We start from the raw sequence: 15,296 nt of genomic DNA, 5'->3' as shown, positions 1-15,296 counted from the left end.
GAGGAGCAAGAATGGGAAGCTTATTACAAAACTATTTTCCAAATGTCATTCAGCTAAAACAGGAATTTATCAGCAGTACTTGGGAGACTCTCTACATGGTTTTCTGGACAGCTTTGGGGGCTGGAATTTTCGGTATACTTTTAGGAGTGGTCCTGGTAACGACTGCACCAGGAGGAATCTTTGCCAATACAGCGATTTATAGTATTTTGGATAAAATCATCAACCTTTGCCGTTCAATTCCGTTTATTATCATGCTGGCGTTGATTCAGCCGATTACTCGCTTTCTAACCGGAACAACCATTGGTACAACGGCGGCATTGGTGCCGTTGATTGTAGGAGTCACCCCCTTTTTTGCCAGACAAATAGAAAACGCACTGCTGGAAGTAAATCAGGGAATCATTGAAGCTGCTGAGGCAATGGGAACCAGTCCCATCGGGATCGTTTTCCGTGTCTATCTGATTGAAGGCCTGCCAAGTATTATTCGGGTATCTGCGGTAACAGTGATCAATCTAATTGGCTTAACAGCTATGGCTGGAGCAATTGGTGCCGGCGGCTTAGGCAACTTGGCAATTACTAGAGGATACAATCGTTTTCAGACCGATGTCACAATAGCCGCAACAGTTATTATTCTATTATTCGTTTTTCTAAGTCAGTTTATCAGCAACGTGTTAATCAAAAAAACATCACATTGAGGAATGGGGAATTTAAATGAAAAAAACAGTAAAAATTTTGGCCGCTTTGGCTTTTGTAGGCTTGGTATTAGCAGGATGTACTTCCGGGAATGCGAAGAGCACTAAAACCGAGGTCGTGAAATTGGGTGTCGTTGGAGCCAATAACGAGGTTTGGGAATCAGTCAAAGAAGAGCTGAAGAAAGAAGATATTGATTTAGAAATTATCGAGTTTTCCGATTATACCCAACCTAATGCCGCATTAGCAGAAAAGGAAATCGATTTGAATTCGTTTCAGCATCAGATTTTCTTAGACAATTACAATGAGGAGCATCATACAGAACTGGTTTCTATTGGAAATACGGTCAGTGCACCTTTAGGTATTTATTCAGACAAACTAAAGAATATTGAAGATATTGAAGACGACGGTGAAATAGCCATTCCTAATGATACGACAAATGGCGGTAGAGCCTTGCTGCTGTTGCAGAGCGCAGGATTAATTAAAGTAAATCCGGATAAACAGCAAACGCCAACGGTTAATGATATTACCGAAAACAAACATAATCTGAAAATTACAGAGCTGGATGCTGCTCAAACCGCTCGGGCTTTACAAGATGTTGACGCTTCTGTTATTAACAGCGGCATGGCAGTTGACGCTGGCTTCATTCCAACAGAAGATGCGATTTATCTGGAGCCGGTTGATGACACCTCTAAGCCATATGTCAACATCATTGTGGCGAGAAAAGAAGATGAGGATAATAAGCTGTATCAAAAAATAGTGGATGCCTACCAGCAGGATGCAACAAAAAAAGTGATTGAAGATACATCAAAGGGCTCAAGCGTGCCAGCATGGGAAACTTTCGGACGTAAATAAAAAAGGAGATGGACTAAATGAGTATTGTAAAAGAAAAGACAATTAGAGAAGAGATTCTAGACATAGAAGAGGAGATTATTACTCTGAGAAGACATTTTCACCAATATCCGGAAGCTAGTCTAAAAGAATACAAAACAATTGAAAAGATTAAAGCAGAATTAACTAAGCTAGCTATTCCGTATGTAGCGGTGGGCGAGACCGGCGTTCTGGCAACCATTGAAGGGAAAAAGGCTGGAAAAACCATTTTATTGCGGGCGGATATTGATGCATTGGAACTGGCAGACAAAACCGGGAAAGACTATCAATCGAAAAATCCGGGATTAAATCATGCCTGCGGTCATGATGGTCATGCGGCAGCTCTGCTGGGAGCCGCAAAGATTTTAAAGAATCATGAAGAGGATTTTTCGGGAACGATTCAGCTGGCTTTTCAGCCTGCTGAAGAAATTGGAGCCGGTGCTTGTCAGTTTGTAGACGGCGGCTTTGTCGAGCAAGCAGATCGAGTATTCGGCATCCATCTTGATTCCAGTGTAGCTGTGGGCAAGCTAGTGGCAACGCCGGGACCAACCAACGCATCCTGTGATATCTTCAAGATAGAAGTGACAGGATTTAGTAGTCATGTAGCTCAACCAGAGGTAGGAAGAGATGCAGCTCTGACCGCAGCGAGCATTGTGGTAGAGCTGCAGAAAATTGTCGCAAGGGAAGTCTCGCCATTAGATCCAGTAGTTGTTGGGATTGGCGTTATCAAGGCGGGGACACGCTACAATATTGTTGCCAATCATGCAGAGATTGAAGGAACAGTTCGGGCATTCACTCATGAGACACGAGCATTTGTTTTGGCAAGGGTCGAAGAGATTGCCAGACAAGTGGCTCAGGCTCATCGAACAGAAGTTTCGGACTTTTCTATTTATGATGCAGCTGCTCCATTGATCAACGAGGCAGAATCCACCCAACTGGCTCAGAAAGTCGCTGCAGACATTGTCGGTTCTGAAAATGTGATTACCAATCATCAAAAAAGCTTGGGAGCAGATGATTTTGCAGACTTTTTAAGTAAAGCACCCGGAGTTTATGGTCGTGTAGGAACCAGAAATCCGGAGAATCCCGCTACTCATTATGGGCATCACCATGAAAAATTTGATATCGATGAAAGAGGACTGCTCTTGGCTGCTGAGTATCATGTACAGTACGCTTTGAACTATTTAGCTGAATGAGTAGCAAAAAAATAGTTTGATAAAAAAGGTTTATATAAGAGTGCTTCTTCGAATTTAGAGTCTGGAACAAAACGAATCTTTCGTTTTATTCCAGACTTTTTTTATTGATAACTAAGTTAAAAAAATTCATAGTTGTAAATTCAGTAATATCACTATCCAACAGTTATTTATAAAAAAACAGCAATTAATTAAGACCTGTCTGAAAATTTTAGTAGTAAAAATTTTCAGACAGGTCTTAGCTGCTGACATGAATATTGTTTATTCTTTTACGACAAGAACGGTACATGGCGCATTTTGCACAACATAAGTCGTTGTTGAACCAACGGTTTTTTCGCTGAGGCGACCTTTCCCAGTTGCACCAATTACAAGTAAATCAATATTTTCTTCATTTGGTATGAGTGTAGCAACCCACTCTTTCGGATTGCCGATTTCAATAATCGAAGTAACAGTTGATAAATCATGTTGAGCAGCATAAGTAAGGTGCTGCTCCATTTCATTTTCAGCTAATTCTTTTTCTTCCTCCATAACTTTAGAAAAAGCAAAGGAGCTATGACTGATTGCCTGTTCATCGATAATTCTCAAAATATACAGCGCCGCTTGATTTTGAGCAGCGATATCAACAGCGTGTTCTAAAGCGAGTTCAGCATTTTTGGATCCATCCACAGCAACTAAAATTCGTTCATAGTTTTTCAGCATAATAAGCATCTCCTTCTTCATAGACTAAGGCATTGAAAATAACGACAAAATCTTAAACTTATCTAGCATAGGAGCTCTCTGGTTCACCTTAAGTATAGCATGAACAAAAAGTAAAAAGAAATGGAAGACCGTGGTTATATTGGAAGTCATAATCATATGTATGGGCAAGTAGCCTTTTCTAAATAAAAGCTGAAACGCTATTTTTTAGTTGATAAAAAAAGCAAGATGTATTAGAATGGTTAAAAAGTTAGGTATGCCTAAAAATAAAAAGAGGTGAAGCTAAATGGACAAGAATTTAGTCATTGAGAATTTAACAATCACTTATAAAAATAGAACTGCTTTAGAAGCGATTGATGTCGTAGTAAAGGAAGAGCAGTTAACTGGAATTCTAGGACCAAATGGTGCCGGAAAATCAACTTTTTTAAAAGGGGTTCTCCAGTTGATTCCAGCCTTAAGCGGCAAAAGTACGTATCTGGGGCAGCCGATTAAGAAACATCTGGAGCGTTTTGCTTATGTGGAGCAGCGGCAAAATATCGATTTAGCTTTTCCGATTAGTGTAATCGATGTCGTTTTATTGGGAACCTATCCTAAACTAGGAATGATTAAACGTCCTGGAAAAAAAGAAAAGCAGCTAGCTTGGAAATGTCTGGAAAAAGTCGGAATGACAGATTTTGCACAAAATCAAATTAGCGAGCTGTCAGGCGGCCAGCTGCAGCGGGTATTTATCGCTCGAGCATTGGCACAGGAAGCAGAGTGGATTTTTCTAGATGAACCCTTTGCAGGGATTGATGCAGCAAGCGAGAAAATAATTATTCAGCTGTTAAAGCAATTAAGGGATGAAGGGATTTCGATGATGATTGTCCATCATGATTTGCATAAGGTTCAGGACTATTTTGATCAGGTGATTTTACTTAATAGAGAGCTGATAGCCGCCGGACCTGTAGCAGAAGTCTTCACTTTAGAAAATATGAAGCAGGCATATGGGGAAGAAATCGCTGAAATGCTGAAGTTGGGAGGAAAATAAATGCTATCAAATTTTATTGACGGACTGGTAAACTATCAATTTTTGAAAAATGCTTTATTTACATCCGTTGCAGTGGGAATTATTGCCGGTGTCATCGGCTCCTTCATTATTTTACGGGGGATGTCTCTGATGGGAGATGCAATTTCTCATGCAGTATTGCCGGGTGTAGCGGTTTCCTACCTGCTCGGCTCTAGTTATATTATTGGCGCAACTGTTTTCGGATTGTTCTCTGCTTCGCTGATTGGCTTTGTGACCAAACACAGCCGATTAAAAACAGACACCGCAATAGGAATTGTTTTTAGTTCCTTTTTTGCCCTAGGTATCATTCTAATTTCCTTTGCGAAAAGTGCAACAGATCTTTATCATATCTTGTTTGGGAATGTATTAGCCGTTCGGGATTCTGATATGTATCTGACTGCTGGGGTAGGAGTGGTTGTCTTGCTGGCTGTGCTGCTTTTTTATAAGGAACTGAAAATCACTTCATTTGATCCCACGATGGCGCAGGCCTATGGTCTGAATGTGGGCTTGATTAACTACCTGCTGATGTTTTTATTGACTTTAGTTGCGGTGACTTCGCTGCAGACGGTAGGAACAATTTTAGTGATTGCGATGCTGATTACACCAGCGGCAGCTGCTTATCAGCTGACGAATAGTCTGCCAAAAATGATTGGGCTATCCGTCCTAATCGGTGTAATAAGTTCGATTGTAGGGCTGTTTTTCAGCTATAGCTATAATTTGCCTTCAGGAGCGACGATTGTTTTAACAGCAGCAGCGATTTTTATTTTGACCTTTTTATTCTCACCGAGTAAAGGACTGCTGTCTGAATGGAGAAGGGAGCAACGATAAATGAGAAAAATAATGAAATGGCTGACTTTGACAGGTGTACTCTTTATCATAGGTGCCTGCGGAAGTAAAACAGCTAATGAAAATAAGAGTGAAGAAACAAAGCAATCAGCGAAGCTTGAGGTAGTTGCGACTAATTCTATTTTGGCTGATATGGCTGAGCAAGTCGGAGGCAGTCATATTGAGCTGCACAGCATCGTCCCCGTGGGAACCGATCCCCATGAATACGAGCCCTTGCCGGAGGATATTCAAAAGACCAGCACTGCAGATGTTGTCTTATACAATGGCTTAAATCTTGAAACTGGGAATGGCTGGTTTGAAAAGCTGATGGAGACCGCAAAGAAAAAAGAAAATCAAGATTACTTTGCGGTCAGCAGACAAGTAGAACCGCTGTATCTTAGCGGCGGAGCAGACAGCGGTCAGGAAGATCCCCATGCCTGGCTGGATATCACAAACGGCATTGCTTATGTAGAAGCCATCACGCAGATTTTTGTTGAAAAAGATCCAACGAACGCTGCTGAATATCAGGCAAACTCAGAAAAATATCTCAATCAGTTGAACGAATTAGATCAGAAAGGGAAAAAAGAATTTGCCGATATTCCTGAAGAAAAGAAGCTGCTGGTGACGAGTGAAGGAGCGTTTAAGTATTTTTCCAAAGCATATGGGTTAAAAGCAGCCTATATCTGGGAAATTAATACGGAAAGTCAAGGAACGCCAGATCAGATGAAGACAATCATTGATACAGTTAAAGCTTCTAAAGTCCCCGTGTTATTTGTAGAAACTTCTGTCGATTCAAGAAGTATGGAGCGTCTTGCCAAAGAAACCGAATTGCTTATCTTCGGCAAAATATTTACTGATTCGTTAGCTGAAAAAGGAGAAAATGGGGATACGTACTATGACATGATGAAGTGGAATCTTGAGAAAATCCATGAGGGTTTGTCTGAGAAATAAAAAAAGTAAGACTCATTGTAGCAGTATAAGAGATTTTGACTTTTTCAGTCATGCATAAAAAGTTTGCGCCAGAAATGCATACTATTTATAAAAATAAGAAGAGGCATGAGGTAGAGGAGAAGGGTGCGCATCCTAACAAACAGACATTTTTCTATTTCAGCGTTCTATCTAAAGGGTGTGTACCAGATCTCCCGGGCTCATTTTACTTGAAAAACAGGATTTGACAAACCCCTCTATCGCGTCTACAATAAGCACTGTTGCCAATTATTATTTAGCAGAAGATATAAAGGGTCTAATGCAGATAAAGCTTGGCTGCCTGGGTTCATCAACCATCCCCAGTAAAAAAACTCGGAGAAAGAAGGAGATAGAATGCAATCATCTGTATCAACCGGCAATAAAGTAAAAGTACTAACTCTTAATGCAATGATCGTAGCAGCGTATATCGTTTTATCCATGCTATCCTTTGGTTTTGCATCAGGAGCGATTCAATTCAGAATTTCAGAAAGCCTGAATCATCTAGTTGTGTTTAACAAAAAGCTGATGTGGGGCGTCTTAGGCGGCGTAATTATCTTTAATTTCGTCTACGGCGGTTTTGGAATTGTAGATGTGATTTACGGAGGGGGACAAACCTTCCTGTCACTTGGACTAACAGCTATTCTTTCCTATTTTATTAAGGATAAGAAAACCCTGCTTGTACTAAATACTATATTCTTTACCGTATCTATGGCATTGATTGCCTTAATGCTGATGAATATGGGGGCTGCTGACAAAGGCTTTTGGGAAACCTATTTATTCCTAGCCTTAAGTGAACTGATAATAATGGCAGTTTCAGCACCGATTATGTACTATGTAGACAAAAAGGTCCATTTTGAAGCGAGAACCTAAACAATAAATCAGGAAATGATTTCAACCAGTTATATACAGTCATTGAGACTAGTATATAGCTGGTTTTTTAGTTGTTCAGAATGAGGATTTATAGAGGGACAGTCTGCTGAAAAAATTTGTCTAAAGAGATGTGTGTTTATTCAAAAAATAAATCATGAAGAATGCGCCTTATGCTATACTATTATTACAACGAGTTAGTTGTTGCTGGCGATTACGGAATTAAAAAGGAGTGGAAACAATGAGTAATTTAAATGTTAATCCCTTGGAAGCACAGAATCAGGCAACCAAGCTGTCACAGGCGGCTGATCAGCTGGACATTACGGTACCAATCACGTTTTCCAGTGAGACAACAATCAGCGGCAATGCTGAGGCAAAGAAATCTGTAGAAACACTAAAACGATACACGGAAACTGTACAGGCGGCGGTTCTTCGAGATGTAAGCAGTGTCCAAAGCATAGTAAGCACCTTTGTCAGAAAAGATCAGAAAATGGGGCAGAATATACAGAAGTCAATGATTGATTTGCCTGGACCAGGCAAGAATTTCGGAGGCAGCTGATGATGACGGAAAAAATAGCGAAAGCACAAAAAAAAGTTCGCCTGCAGCTGGAAGAAAATGAAGACAGGCAACGCCAGTTATCCAAACAGATGGAACGAATTGAGTCTCTTTGTAGGGCAGAGCTGCGTCAGGACCAGCGGTTGACGGAAATGTTTCCAACTAGTGAGACAGGCAGCCATATACAGGATTTGAGTTATGAAAATCAACAATTAGGAAGAGAACTGTTGGGCGATTTGGAAGAGGCACGAGAACAGCTGGTCAAAGAACAGCTGGATTTAGAAAGTGAAGAATCAGAGTTGTATTATCAGGCTCGGTTGGAAGCTGAAAAGGAGGAAAAACATGGTTAAGATGGAGATTGGTCAGGAGCAAACACAAACCAGCGGGATTGTCAGCTATGCTTCAAAGGTACAAAGTGCAACTAGCGGTTTGGCTTCTGCTGGAGCAGGAATGGGGATTGCTGTTGGTCTAAGCGGGGCAGCCTTTGATTCAATAAAAAGCTATATGGGCGAGGTTTATCCTGCTTTAGCCAAAGGACTGGAGTTGTTGGGGGAAGCTGTGGAAACGGCAAACAAAGAATATACAGAAGGCTATCTAGCAGAAGTAGGCAGTGATTCCCTAGATTCAGAGGAGCTTGATCGGGAAATTACAGAAGCAAAAAGCCGTCTGGATGCCTGGAAGGGTGAGAAAACAAAGCTGCAGGCAATGAAGAAGGAAGATAAAAAGTTTGATAGTCTGGGGATTGGCATGGGAATTATCAACCGAATGATTGGGAACAATCAGGACAAGGTGAATGAACTAGAGAAAAAATTGGAGAAGCTGTTAAATTTTGAAGCAAAATCAACTTCTTATTTCTCAAGCGTAAACTCAGAAATAAGCATAATGACCACTGCATTAACCTCTATTGGGATGAACGACGACGGTACGTTAGGATCTGGTGGCTGGAATGGTCAGGGCTTTGATTTGGAAACAAACTATTGGATTAACGTCATTAATAGAAAATGGGATACGAAGTTTAAGAAAGAGGAAGTTTTTGGAGATACGTTAGGAAAGTTTGGTGCGGATCAGGGGAGCTTGGCGGCTCGATTGGAGGAGTTATTAAAGCTTGAAACAGATGGACGAAATGACCAAGTTCGACAGGCAGCTAAAAAAGATATAGAAGAACTCTTAGCAATGGCAGAACGGGTGACAGGGGTAAAAAGAACTAAGGAAGAATTATTCGATTACTTTTCTCGATTAAATAGTGAGGGTTGTGGCTATGCTGCTGCAACCAATATTATTTTATTGAAGCACTATGGAAATGAACAAGAATTTAAAAAGAAATATGGTATTGACTATTATGATTCATATGGAAGAGTTAATTTTGATGAGTTATTACTATCATTTTATGCGTTAGAAAACGATATGCGAAGCTTACCATTTACTGATAAGCAGATAAAAATTCCATATGATGGTTCTTTGGGAGGAGCTATTTGTTCCAATATTAAGGATTATGCACTTCAACATGGGGATCAAATAGAAGGGGAAAAATTTAATGTACCTTCGGAACCTATTGCTCATGGTGTTGGAAAAATGGTTACATTAAATTCAGAAGCAATAAATCGTCAGCTTGAGAATGGAAAAGTTGTGACTATGACGTGTTTAGTAGAGTCAATGCATTTGTTATCTTCAAATCAGGAAGATGATCCAGGTAATGTGTATTTCCATACAGTAATAATAACAGGATACGATAAGGAGAGACAACAATTTGTTGTGAGTTCATGGGGGGAGAAATATTATCTCAAAAATCTTCCAAAAGCAGCATCATATTATACTTACTAAAAGGAGAAAGATTATGGAAGCAATCATTATAGCAATGTTTTTACTGTTGTTTATATATTTGCTAATAAAGTATAAATGGAAAGGTCTCATAATTATTGGATTAGTTATCTCTTTTCTAGGGGGGAGTTACTATTATTTCATTTATGTAGCTCCTTTGAATAAAAAAAAGGAGATGGTTAATGACTATTTCAATTATTTTGAAGAAAATTTTGATTTTCATGATAGTCTAGATAACTATGGTTGGAAGGACGATCGGACTAAGCAACCAAAGTTAAGATTTACTTTTGAAGAGTACGGAAATGAATATGATTTAACAAATAGTGCAGTTAAGACACTTCCAAAAGAATCTGGAATTAGAGTACTAAGAAATCATATATATTATCATTATGCAGCGTATATAATCGAACGTTTTGCTTATGATAAAAAAATTGGAAATGATTTTTTGAGGGTTGAAGAGTATTTTTCAGAGAAAGGCTATGAATGTGGCTTGGATATAATGATTTATTTTCCTAAAGAGAATGAGGGTTATGAACTATATATAGATAAATCGATTCAGCCGAATATCCGAATCAACCGTAGTAATAAAAAGGTCTCCTTAGAGGAAGAGATGAACTTCTATAAAGGAAAGTCAATGGAAGAGTTTGATTATCAGAAATACATGGAATATTTTGATTATAGAGTTGTTCTTATAGGTTACTATTCACCATTAGAAGATAAAAAACAAGAGCCTCTTAATAAAAAAGAACTAGATAAGGTAGTAAAGGAAGCTATGCAAAATGAGCGGATAGAAATTGTTCTGAAAGAATTTGATGAACAGTAATAACTCTATTTTTAATAAGTTGAGATGAAGAAAATAGTAGACTGATTTGTTTTTATCTAACGAATTTGGAAATAAGAAAGAGGTAAAATGGTTATAAGTCTATATTTAGCTATATTGATCATAATAAATAGATAACGATTTTTTCTTGAGTCTTATGAAGAATAAGTAGCTGAAAAAACTTTGATAATTAAGGAGACAATAAATGAATTTTTTTAATCGAACTTATCAGTTGAAGAAGGATTTAAAAAAATGTCTTTTAACCCTTGGTCTATCAGTTATAGCTATTTCAGCGGTGTTCATTTTCTTAGTAACTTATTATATGAAAATAAGTAATGAGAATAGAATAGATAGCTATTTTCATTACTTTGAAGAAAAATTTGATTTTTCTGACAAGAAAGAAAACTACACTTATGGGGAAAGTAATGGGAGAACCCCAACATTAATATTTAAGTTTTCAGCATATAATAAAGAATGGAGTTTAATTAATCAGTCATTAAATGATACTACAAAAGAAAGTGTAGGTATTGAACGTTTGAGAACCCATATTTTTTCACACTATTCCGCATATATAATAAATGAATTTTCTTTTGAGAATAGTCTGGAAAACAATCTTTTTAACGTTAAAAAATTTTTAGCTGATAAAGGTTATGAATTGAAATGGGATCAAGAGGTTTATGACACAGTAGATAGTAATGAGTTGTATATCGATTCTTCTATAAGCCCAAATTTACGAGTGAATCGCAGCAATAAAACTATTTCTTTAGAAGAAGAAATGACTTTCTACAAAGGAAAATCGATGGAAAGTTTTGACTATCAGGAATATATGGAGTACTTCGATTATGGAGTGGTACTAACTGGAACGTATGCACCAAAGGAAGGGGAGGAACCAGAGCCTATTAATCAAAGAGAACTGGATAAGGTAGTAGAGGAAGCCATGCAGAATGAACGGATAACGGTTTTGCTTACACCTAAGGAACCAGAGTAGTAACTGAAAGAGGTATTTATGGAAGTAATCATTATTGTAGTATTATTGTTGTTGTTTATATTTTTACTTAAACAAAAGAAATGGAAAATATTGCTAACTATTGGTGTATTCTTGACTTTTCTTGTGGGTAGTTACTATTATTTTATGCATGTAGAACCATTGAATGCAAAAAAGGAAATGGTACGGAACTATTTTAATTATTTTGAAGAGAATTTTGATTTTCATGATAGTCTAGATAACTATAGTTGGGAAGATGATTATACTAAGAAACCAGAGTTGAGGTTTACTTTTGAAGCATATGGGAGTACACATAGCTTAACAGCTGATTCGATTAGTGAACAAGTCTATCCAAAAAAGCAGGGAATAAAACACTTAAGAAATCTTGTTTATCCACATTATACAGCGTATGTAATGAAACATTTTATTTATGATACAACTGCTGGAAATGATTTTTCAAAGGTTAAAGAGTACTTTTTAGAAAAAGGTTATGAGTGTGGGTTTGATGGAGGAATTTATCAGCCTTACGAAAGTGAGGGCTATGAATTATATATAGATAAATCTATTCAACCTAATGTAAGAATTAACCGAAGGAATAAAGCAGTTTCTTTGGAAGAAGAAATGAGCTTTTATAAAGATAAGTCGATGAATGATTTTGATTATCAGGAATATATGGAATATTTTGATTACGGAGTAGTCCTTATAGGTTATTATTCATCATTAGAAGAAAAAACAGAGCCTCTTAATAAAAAAGAACTAGATAAGGTAGTAGAGGAAGCCATGCAGAATGAACGGGTAGAAATTGTTCTGAAAGAATTTGGTGAGCAGGAATAACTCTATTTCTTATCATGAGATGAAGAAAACAATAAATTGGTCTATTTTTATCTTACAAATTTGGCAACAAGAAAGAGGTCAAATGGTTATAAGTCTATATTTAGCTATATTGATTCTATTAATCTTTTTTGTCTTTCGGAAGTATAAGAAAAAAGGACTAATAATCGTAGGTATTTTGCTAGCTCTGATTGTTGGGGGAAGTCAGTATATTTTTTATATCCAGCCATTGATGGGAAAGAAGCAGGAGGTTAAGGATTATTTTTTGTATTTTGAGGAAGTATTTGATTTTCATGATAGTTTAGCTAACTACGGTTGGGAAAAAGATTATTCGAATACTCCTGTACTTTACTTCACATTTAATGAGTATGGACAAGAGCAACGGCTGAATAATTATTCAGTTTTGAGAAATACTAAAAAAGATAAAGGCGTTAGGATACTGCGTAACCATATACTTGCTCATTATTTTGCTTATATAGATAATAAGTATGTATATGAAACGGAGTTAAACAATGATTTTTCTCAGGTAGAAGACTATCTTGAAGAGCTAGGCTATATTTGTTACTGGGACTATGGTAAGTATTTTGAGACTGAAGAAGGGTTTAAATTATACTCTGATAAATCTGTTCGCCCCAATTTACGAGTGAATCGCAGCAATAAAACAATTTCTTTAGAAGAAGAAATGGCCTTCTACAAGGGAAAATCAATGGAAAGCTTCGACTATCAGGAATATATGGAATACTTCGATTATGGGGTGGTACTAACTGGAACGTATGCACCAAAGGAAGGTGAGGAACCAGAGCCTATTAATCAAAGAGAACTAGATAAGGTAGTCGAGGAAGCCATGCAGAATGAGCGGATAACGGTTTTGCTTACGCCTAATCAGGAAGTAGAATGATTGTTCACAAAAAAAACTTGAGAAAATTTTCTCAAGTTTTTTTACGTATATTACTTTACAGTACTAGTTCAGTATTAGACATTTCTGGAATTTGTGGTAATTCCCTGCTCAATAAAAAGACTATTTAAATACTTGGAGACTTCTTTTTCATAGGCCATGTAATTTTCCGGATAAATTCCGTCGCCATGTGCTCGTAAGAGTTGCTTTTCGTCTTCAATGATTTCTAAAGTAAAGCCGTGAGAGCCATCCATTTGCTTTGATTCATCAAAGTTATTCCAAGACCAAATCTTATATTTATCAAAAATAGCTTCAAGTTTTTCATAGTCTTTTGAGGAAATAATTATTGTCTCCTCTTGTGAAACCCCACCATTAAACAAGGTCATTGTTAATAGCCATTGTTCTTCAGATTCAGTGAGAATGAAACAAGTAGAAACGCTGCTGCTGCCGAAACGGATAGTAATCTGTTTATCGATATTTGGATAGGTGATTTCAGGGATTGATTTTGGGCTGTTTTTTGGTGGACTTTTGAGATTCATAACAAAGAGAAGTGCGCCTAAAGCAACTACAACCATTACAACAATTTTTATTTTTCCTTTTATTTTCATACATCGTCTCCTTTTTATTTCTCCTTTCATTATACTGGATAATAGTCGATGTGATAACCTAAAAATGCCTAGTTAAAGCTCTTATTTGGAGAAAGAATGTTTTCAATTCTTTACAAAGAGCATGGGAAGGGTTAAAATTAATGACTGTGGATTATCGTTTCTAGCGGCTGTAAAAAAAGCTATTATTTTATGACTGCAGCTGATAAGTGAATGAATAATATCTAGCGGAAGAGAGACTTTTTCCGACTGGCAGTTTATGATAAGGTAATGGGTAAGAAGAAGTAGAGGGGATTAGCAAATGTACGAATTTAAAATAGGTATTGATCCAACTGAACATGACCGATTTGTTCAGGGGCATCCATTGTGTAACCTGCTGCAGTCCGCTTCATGGGCTAAGGTTAAGGACAATTGGGGTTCCGAAATTGTAGGTGTTTATAAAGAAGGGGAGCTTGTGGCCTCTAGTCTGGTATTGGTGCGACCATTGCCGGCTGGATTTTCAATGCTGTATACGCCGCGAGGTCCAATCATGGATTACTCAAATAAAGAACTGGTTCAGTTCTTCATGGATAATTTAAAAAAGCTTGGCAAGCAAAAGCGGGCTTTATTTGCGAAAATGGATCCGACGATTATCTATAAAGATATTCAAATGGATCGGGAAGAAATTCCTAATCCGTTAGCCCAAGAGGTCATAACAAATTTAGAACAAGCGGGAGCAAAATATCAGGGGCTGACAATGGAGATGAGTGCAACGATTCAGCCGCGTTTTCAGGCGAATATTTATAAAGCTGATTTCAGTGAAGAACAGCTATCTAAAAGCACTCGGAAAATGATGAAGCAGGCACAGAAAAAAGGTGTAACAGTTCGTATGGGACATGTAGAATTGGTCGAGGACTTTGCTAAAATGATTCAGCTAACGACTGAACGTCAGCAGATATCCTTGCGTGACGGCGACTACTTTAAGAAACTGCTGAATATTTATCCTGAGCAATCCTTTATTATGCTGGCTGAGGTGGACTTGAAGGCTCGCTATGACGAAACGAAGGCTCGTCACGATAAGAATCAGCAAGATTTAGCAAATCTGAAGGAAAATCAGGTCAAAAAACGTCATAATCTGGAAGAGCTGGAATTTTCATTAACGAGGGAATTAGCTGAGCTGGAGGAGAATATTGCTGCTTCAGGTGAAAAAGCAGTAGTTGCCGGTGCACTGGCGATTACCTTTGGAACAACTAGTGAAATTCTTTATGCTGGAATGGATGACCGTTATAAGCGCTATATGCCGGCGTATCTGACTTGGTATGAAGCGATTAACGAGTGCTTTGAACGAGGCTGTGAGTCTTGTAATATGGGCGGCTTGGAAGGTAGTTTAAACGATGGACTGATTAAGTTTAAGTCCAATTTTAATCCTACAATCAATGAGTTTATCGGTGAGTTTGATTTGCCGGTGAATAAGCTGTTGTTTAAAGCTAGCGAGTACGCATATAAGCTGAAAAAAGGGAAAAAATAAAAAGATGGGAGTGGGACAATAGTCAGAAGAAAATCTGATTATTGTCCTACTTTTTTGATTTTAGGGTACACAAAAAGCACGCAACCGTGTAAGATTAAAGTGACTAAACCAAATCAAAAGGAGCGTGCTTTTA

At 37.8% G+C, this 15,296-nt stretch carries 17 protein-coding genes; 15 read left to right on the top strand and 2 right to left on the bottom strand.

The window, feature by feature from the left end; genetic code table 11:
- Window positions 1-11 precede the first annotated feature (11 nt).
- Genes AC1Z3K_RS10060 through AC1Z3K_RS10050 form a run of 3 tightly spaced genes read left to right on the top strand, consistent with a single transcriptional unit; the run spans window position 12 to window position 2,750 of the window.
- Window positions 12-692, top strand: a complete 681-nt coding sequence (locus AC1Z3K_RS10060) for a methionine ABC transporter permease (RefSeq protein WP_461732645.1) — start codon at window positions 12-14, stop codon at window positions 690-692.
- A 16-nt stretch (window positions 693-708) separates the two neighbouring features.
- The gene (locus AC1Z3K_RS10055; RefSeq protein WP_461732644.1) at window positions 709-1,542 is read left to right on the top strand and encodes a MetQ/NlpA family ABC transporter substrate-binding protein; all 834 of its coding nucleotides are present in this window, start codon (window positions 709-711) and stop codon (window positions 1,540-1,542) included.
- Window positions 1,543-1,559: 17 nt separating this feature from the next.
- Entirely contained in the window at window positions 1,560-2,750 is a 1,191-nt protein-coding gene (locus tag AC1Z3K_RS10050; RefSeq protein WP_461732643.1) for an amidohydrolase, read from the top strand.
- A 258-nt stretch (window positions 2,751-3,008) separates the two neighbouring features.
- Here AC1Z3K_RS10050 and AC1Z3K_RS10045 read toward each other — a convergent pair whose 3' ends face one another.
- Window positions 3,009-3,446: a universal stress protein gene (locus tag AC1Z3K_RS10045; RefSeq protein WP_461732642.1), complete on the bottom strand. Its 438-nt coding sequence runs from the start codon at window positions 3,444-3,446 to the stop codon at window positions 3,009-3,011.
- A 283-nt stretch (window positions 3,447-3,729) separates the two neighbouring features.
- On the opposite strand from AC1Z3K_RS10045, the gene AC1Z3K_RS10040 reads away from it, so the two are divergent.
- The 11 genes from AC1Z3K_RS10040 (at window position 3,730) to AC1Z3K_RS09990 (ending at window position 13,054) form a co-directional block, all read left to right on the top strand.
- Entirely contained in the window at window positions 3,730-4,470 is a 741-nt protein-coding gene (locus tag AC1Z3K_RS10040) for a metal ABC transporter ATP-binding protein (protein ID WP_461732641.1), read from the top strand.
- Complete coding sequence (locus AC1Z3K_RS10035) at window positions 4,471-5,316, top strand: metal ABC transporter permease (RefSeq protein WP_461732640.1); 846 nt, start codon at window positions 4,471-4,473, stop codon at window positions 5,314-5,316.
- Window positions 5,317-6,264 carry an Mn/Fe ABC transporter substrate-binding lipoprotein EfaA gene (gene efaA, locus AC1Z3K_RS10030; protein WP_461732639.1) on the top strand — a complete coding sequence of 316 codons (948 nt, stop codon included), beginning with the start codon at window positions 5,317-5,319 and terminating at the stop codon, window positions 6,262-6,264.
- Window positions 6,265-6,633: 369 nt separating this feature from the next.
- Entirely contained in the window at window positions 6,634-7,149 is a 516-nt protein-coding gene (locus tag AC1Z3K_RS10025) for a QueT transporter family protein (RefSeq protein ID WP_461732638.1), read from the top strand.
- Between the two features lie 238 nt (window positions 7,150-7,387).
- Complete coding sequence (locus AC1Z3K_RS10020) at window positions 7,388-7,705, top strand: TIGR04197 family type VII secretion effector (protein WP_461732637.1); 318 nt, start codon at window positions 7,388-7,390, stop codon at window positions 7,703-7,705.
- 2 nt (window positions 7,706-7,707) lie between these two features.
- Window positions 7,708-8,052: a DUF3958 family protein gene (locus AC1Z3K_RS10015; protein ID WP_461732636.1), complete on the top strand. Its 345-nt coding sequence runs from the start codon at window positions 7,708-7,710 to the stop codon at window positions 8,050-8,052.
- On the top strand, window positions 8,045-9,523 hold the full coding sequence (locus tag AC1Z3K_RS10010; RefSeq protein ID WP_461732635.1) for a hypothetical protein: 1,479 nt from the start codon (window positions 8,045-8,047) through the stop codon (window positions 9,521-9,523). The genes AC1Z3K_RS10015 and AC1Z3K_RS10010 overlap by 8 nt, the downstream gene beginning before the upstream one ends.
- 13 nt (window positions 9,524-9,536) lie before the next feature.
- Complete coding sequence (locus AC1Z3K_RS10005) at window positions 9,537-10,343, top strand: hypothetical protein (protein ID WP_461732634.1); 807 nt, start codon at window positions 9,537-9,539, stop codon at window positions 10,341-10,343.
- Between the two features lie 202 nt (window positions 10,344-10,545).
- Window positions 10,546-11,328, top strand: a complete 783-nt coding sequence (locus AC1Z3K_RS10000; RefSeq protein WP_461732633.1) for a hypothetical protein — start codon at window positions 10,546-10,548, stop codon at window positions 11,326-11,328.
- Between the two features lie 18 nt (window positions 11,329-11,346).
- A complete protein-coding gene (locus AC1Z3K_RS09995) occupies window positions 11,347-12,159 on the top strand; it encodes a hypothetical protein (protein WP_461732632.1) in 813 nt (270 codons plus the stop codon).
- Between the two features lie 82 nt (window positions 12,160-12,241).
- Complete coding sequence (locus tag AC1Z3K_RS09990) at window positions 12,242-13,054, top strand: hypothetical protein (RefSeq protein WP_461732631.1); 813 nt, start codon at window positions 12,242-12,244, stop codon at window positions 13,052-13,054.
- 74 nt (window positions 13,055-13,128) lie between these two features.
- Here AC1Z3K_RS09990 and AC1Z3K_RS09985 read toward each other — a convergent pair whose 3' ends face one another.
- Window positions 13,129-13,659, bottom strand: coding sequence for a hypothetical protein (locus AC1Z3K_RS09985; RefSeq protein WP_461732630.1), 531 nt, complete (start codon window positions 13,657-13,659; stop codon window positions 13,129-13,131).
- A 298-nt stretch (window positions 13,660-13,957) separates the two neighbouring features.
- Here AC1Z3K_RS09985 and AC1Z3K_RS09980 point away from each other — a divergent pair, with 298 nt between their 5' ends.
- Window positions 13,958-15,163 carry an aminoacyltransferase gene (locus AC1Z3K_RS09980; protein ID WP_461732629.1) on the top strand — a complete coding sequence of 402 codons (1,206 nt, stop codon included), beginning with the start codon at window positions 13,958-13,960 and terminating at the stop codon, window positions 15,161-15,163.
- Window positions 15,164-15,296: the final 133 nt, after the last annotated feature.

The sequence above is a fragment of the Enterococcus sp. LJL128 genome, from assembly GCF_056924295.1.
This window is presented reverse-complemented; position numbering and strand designations above follow the sequence as displayed.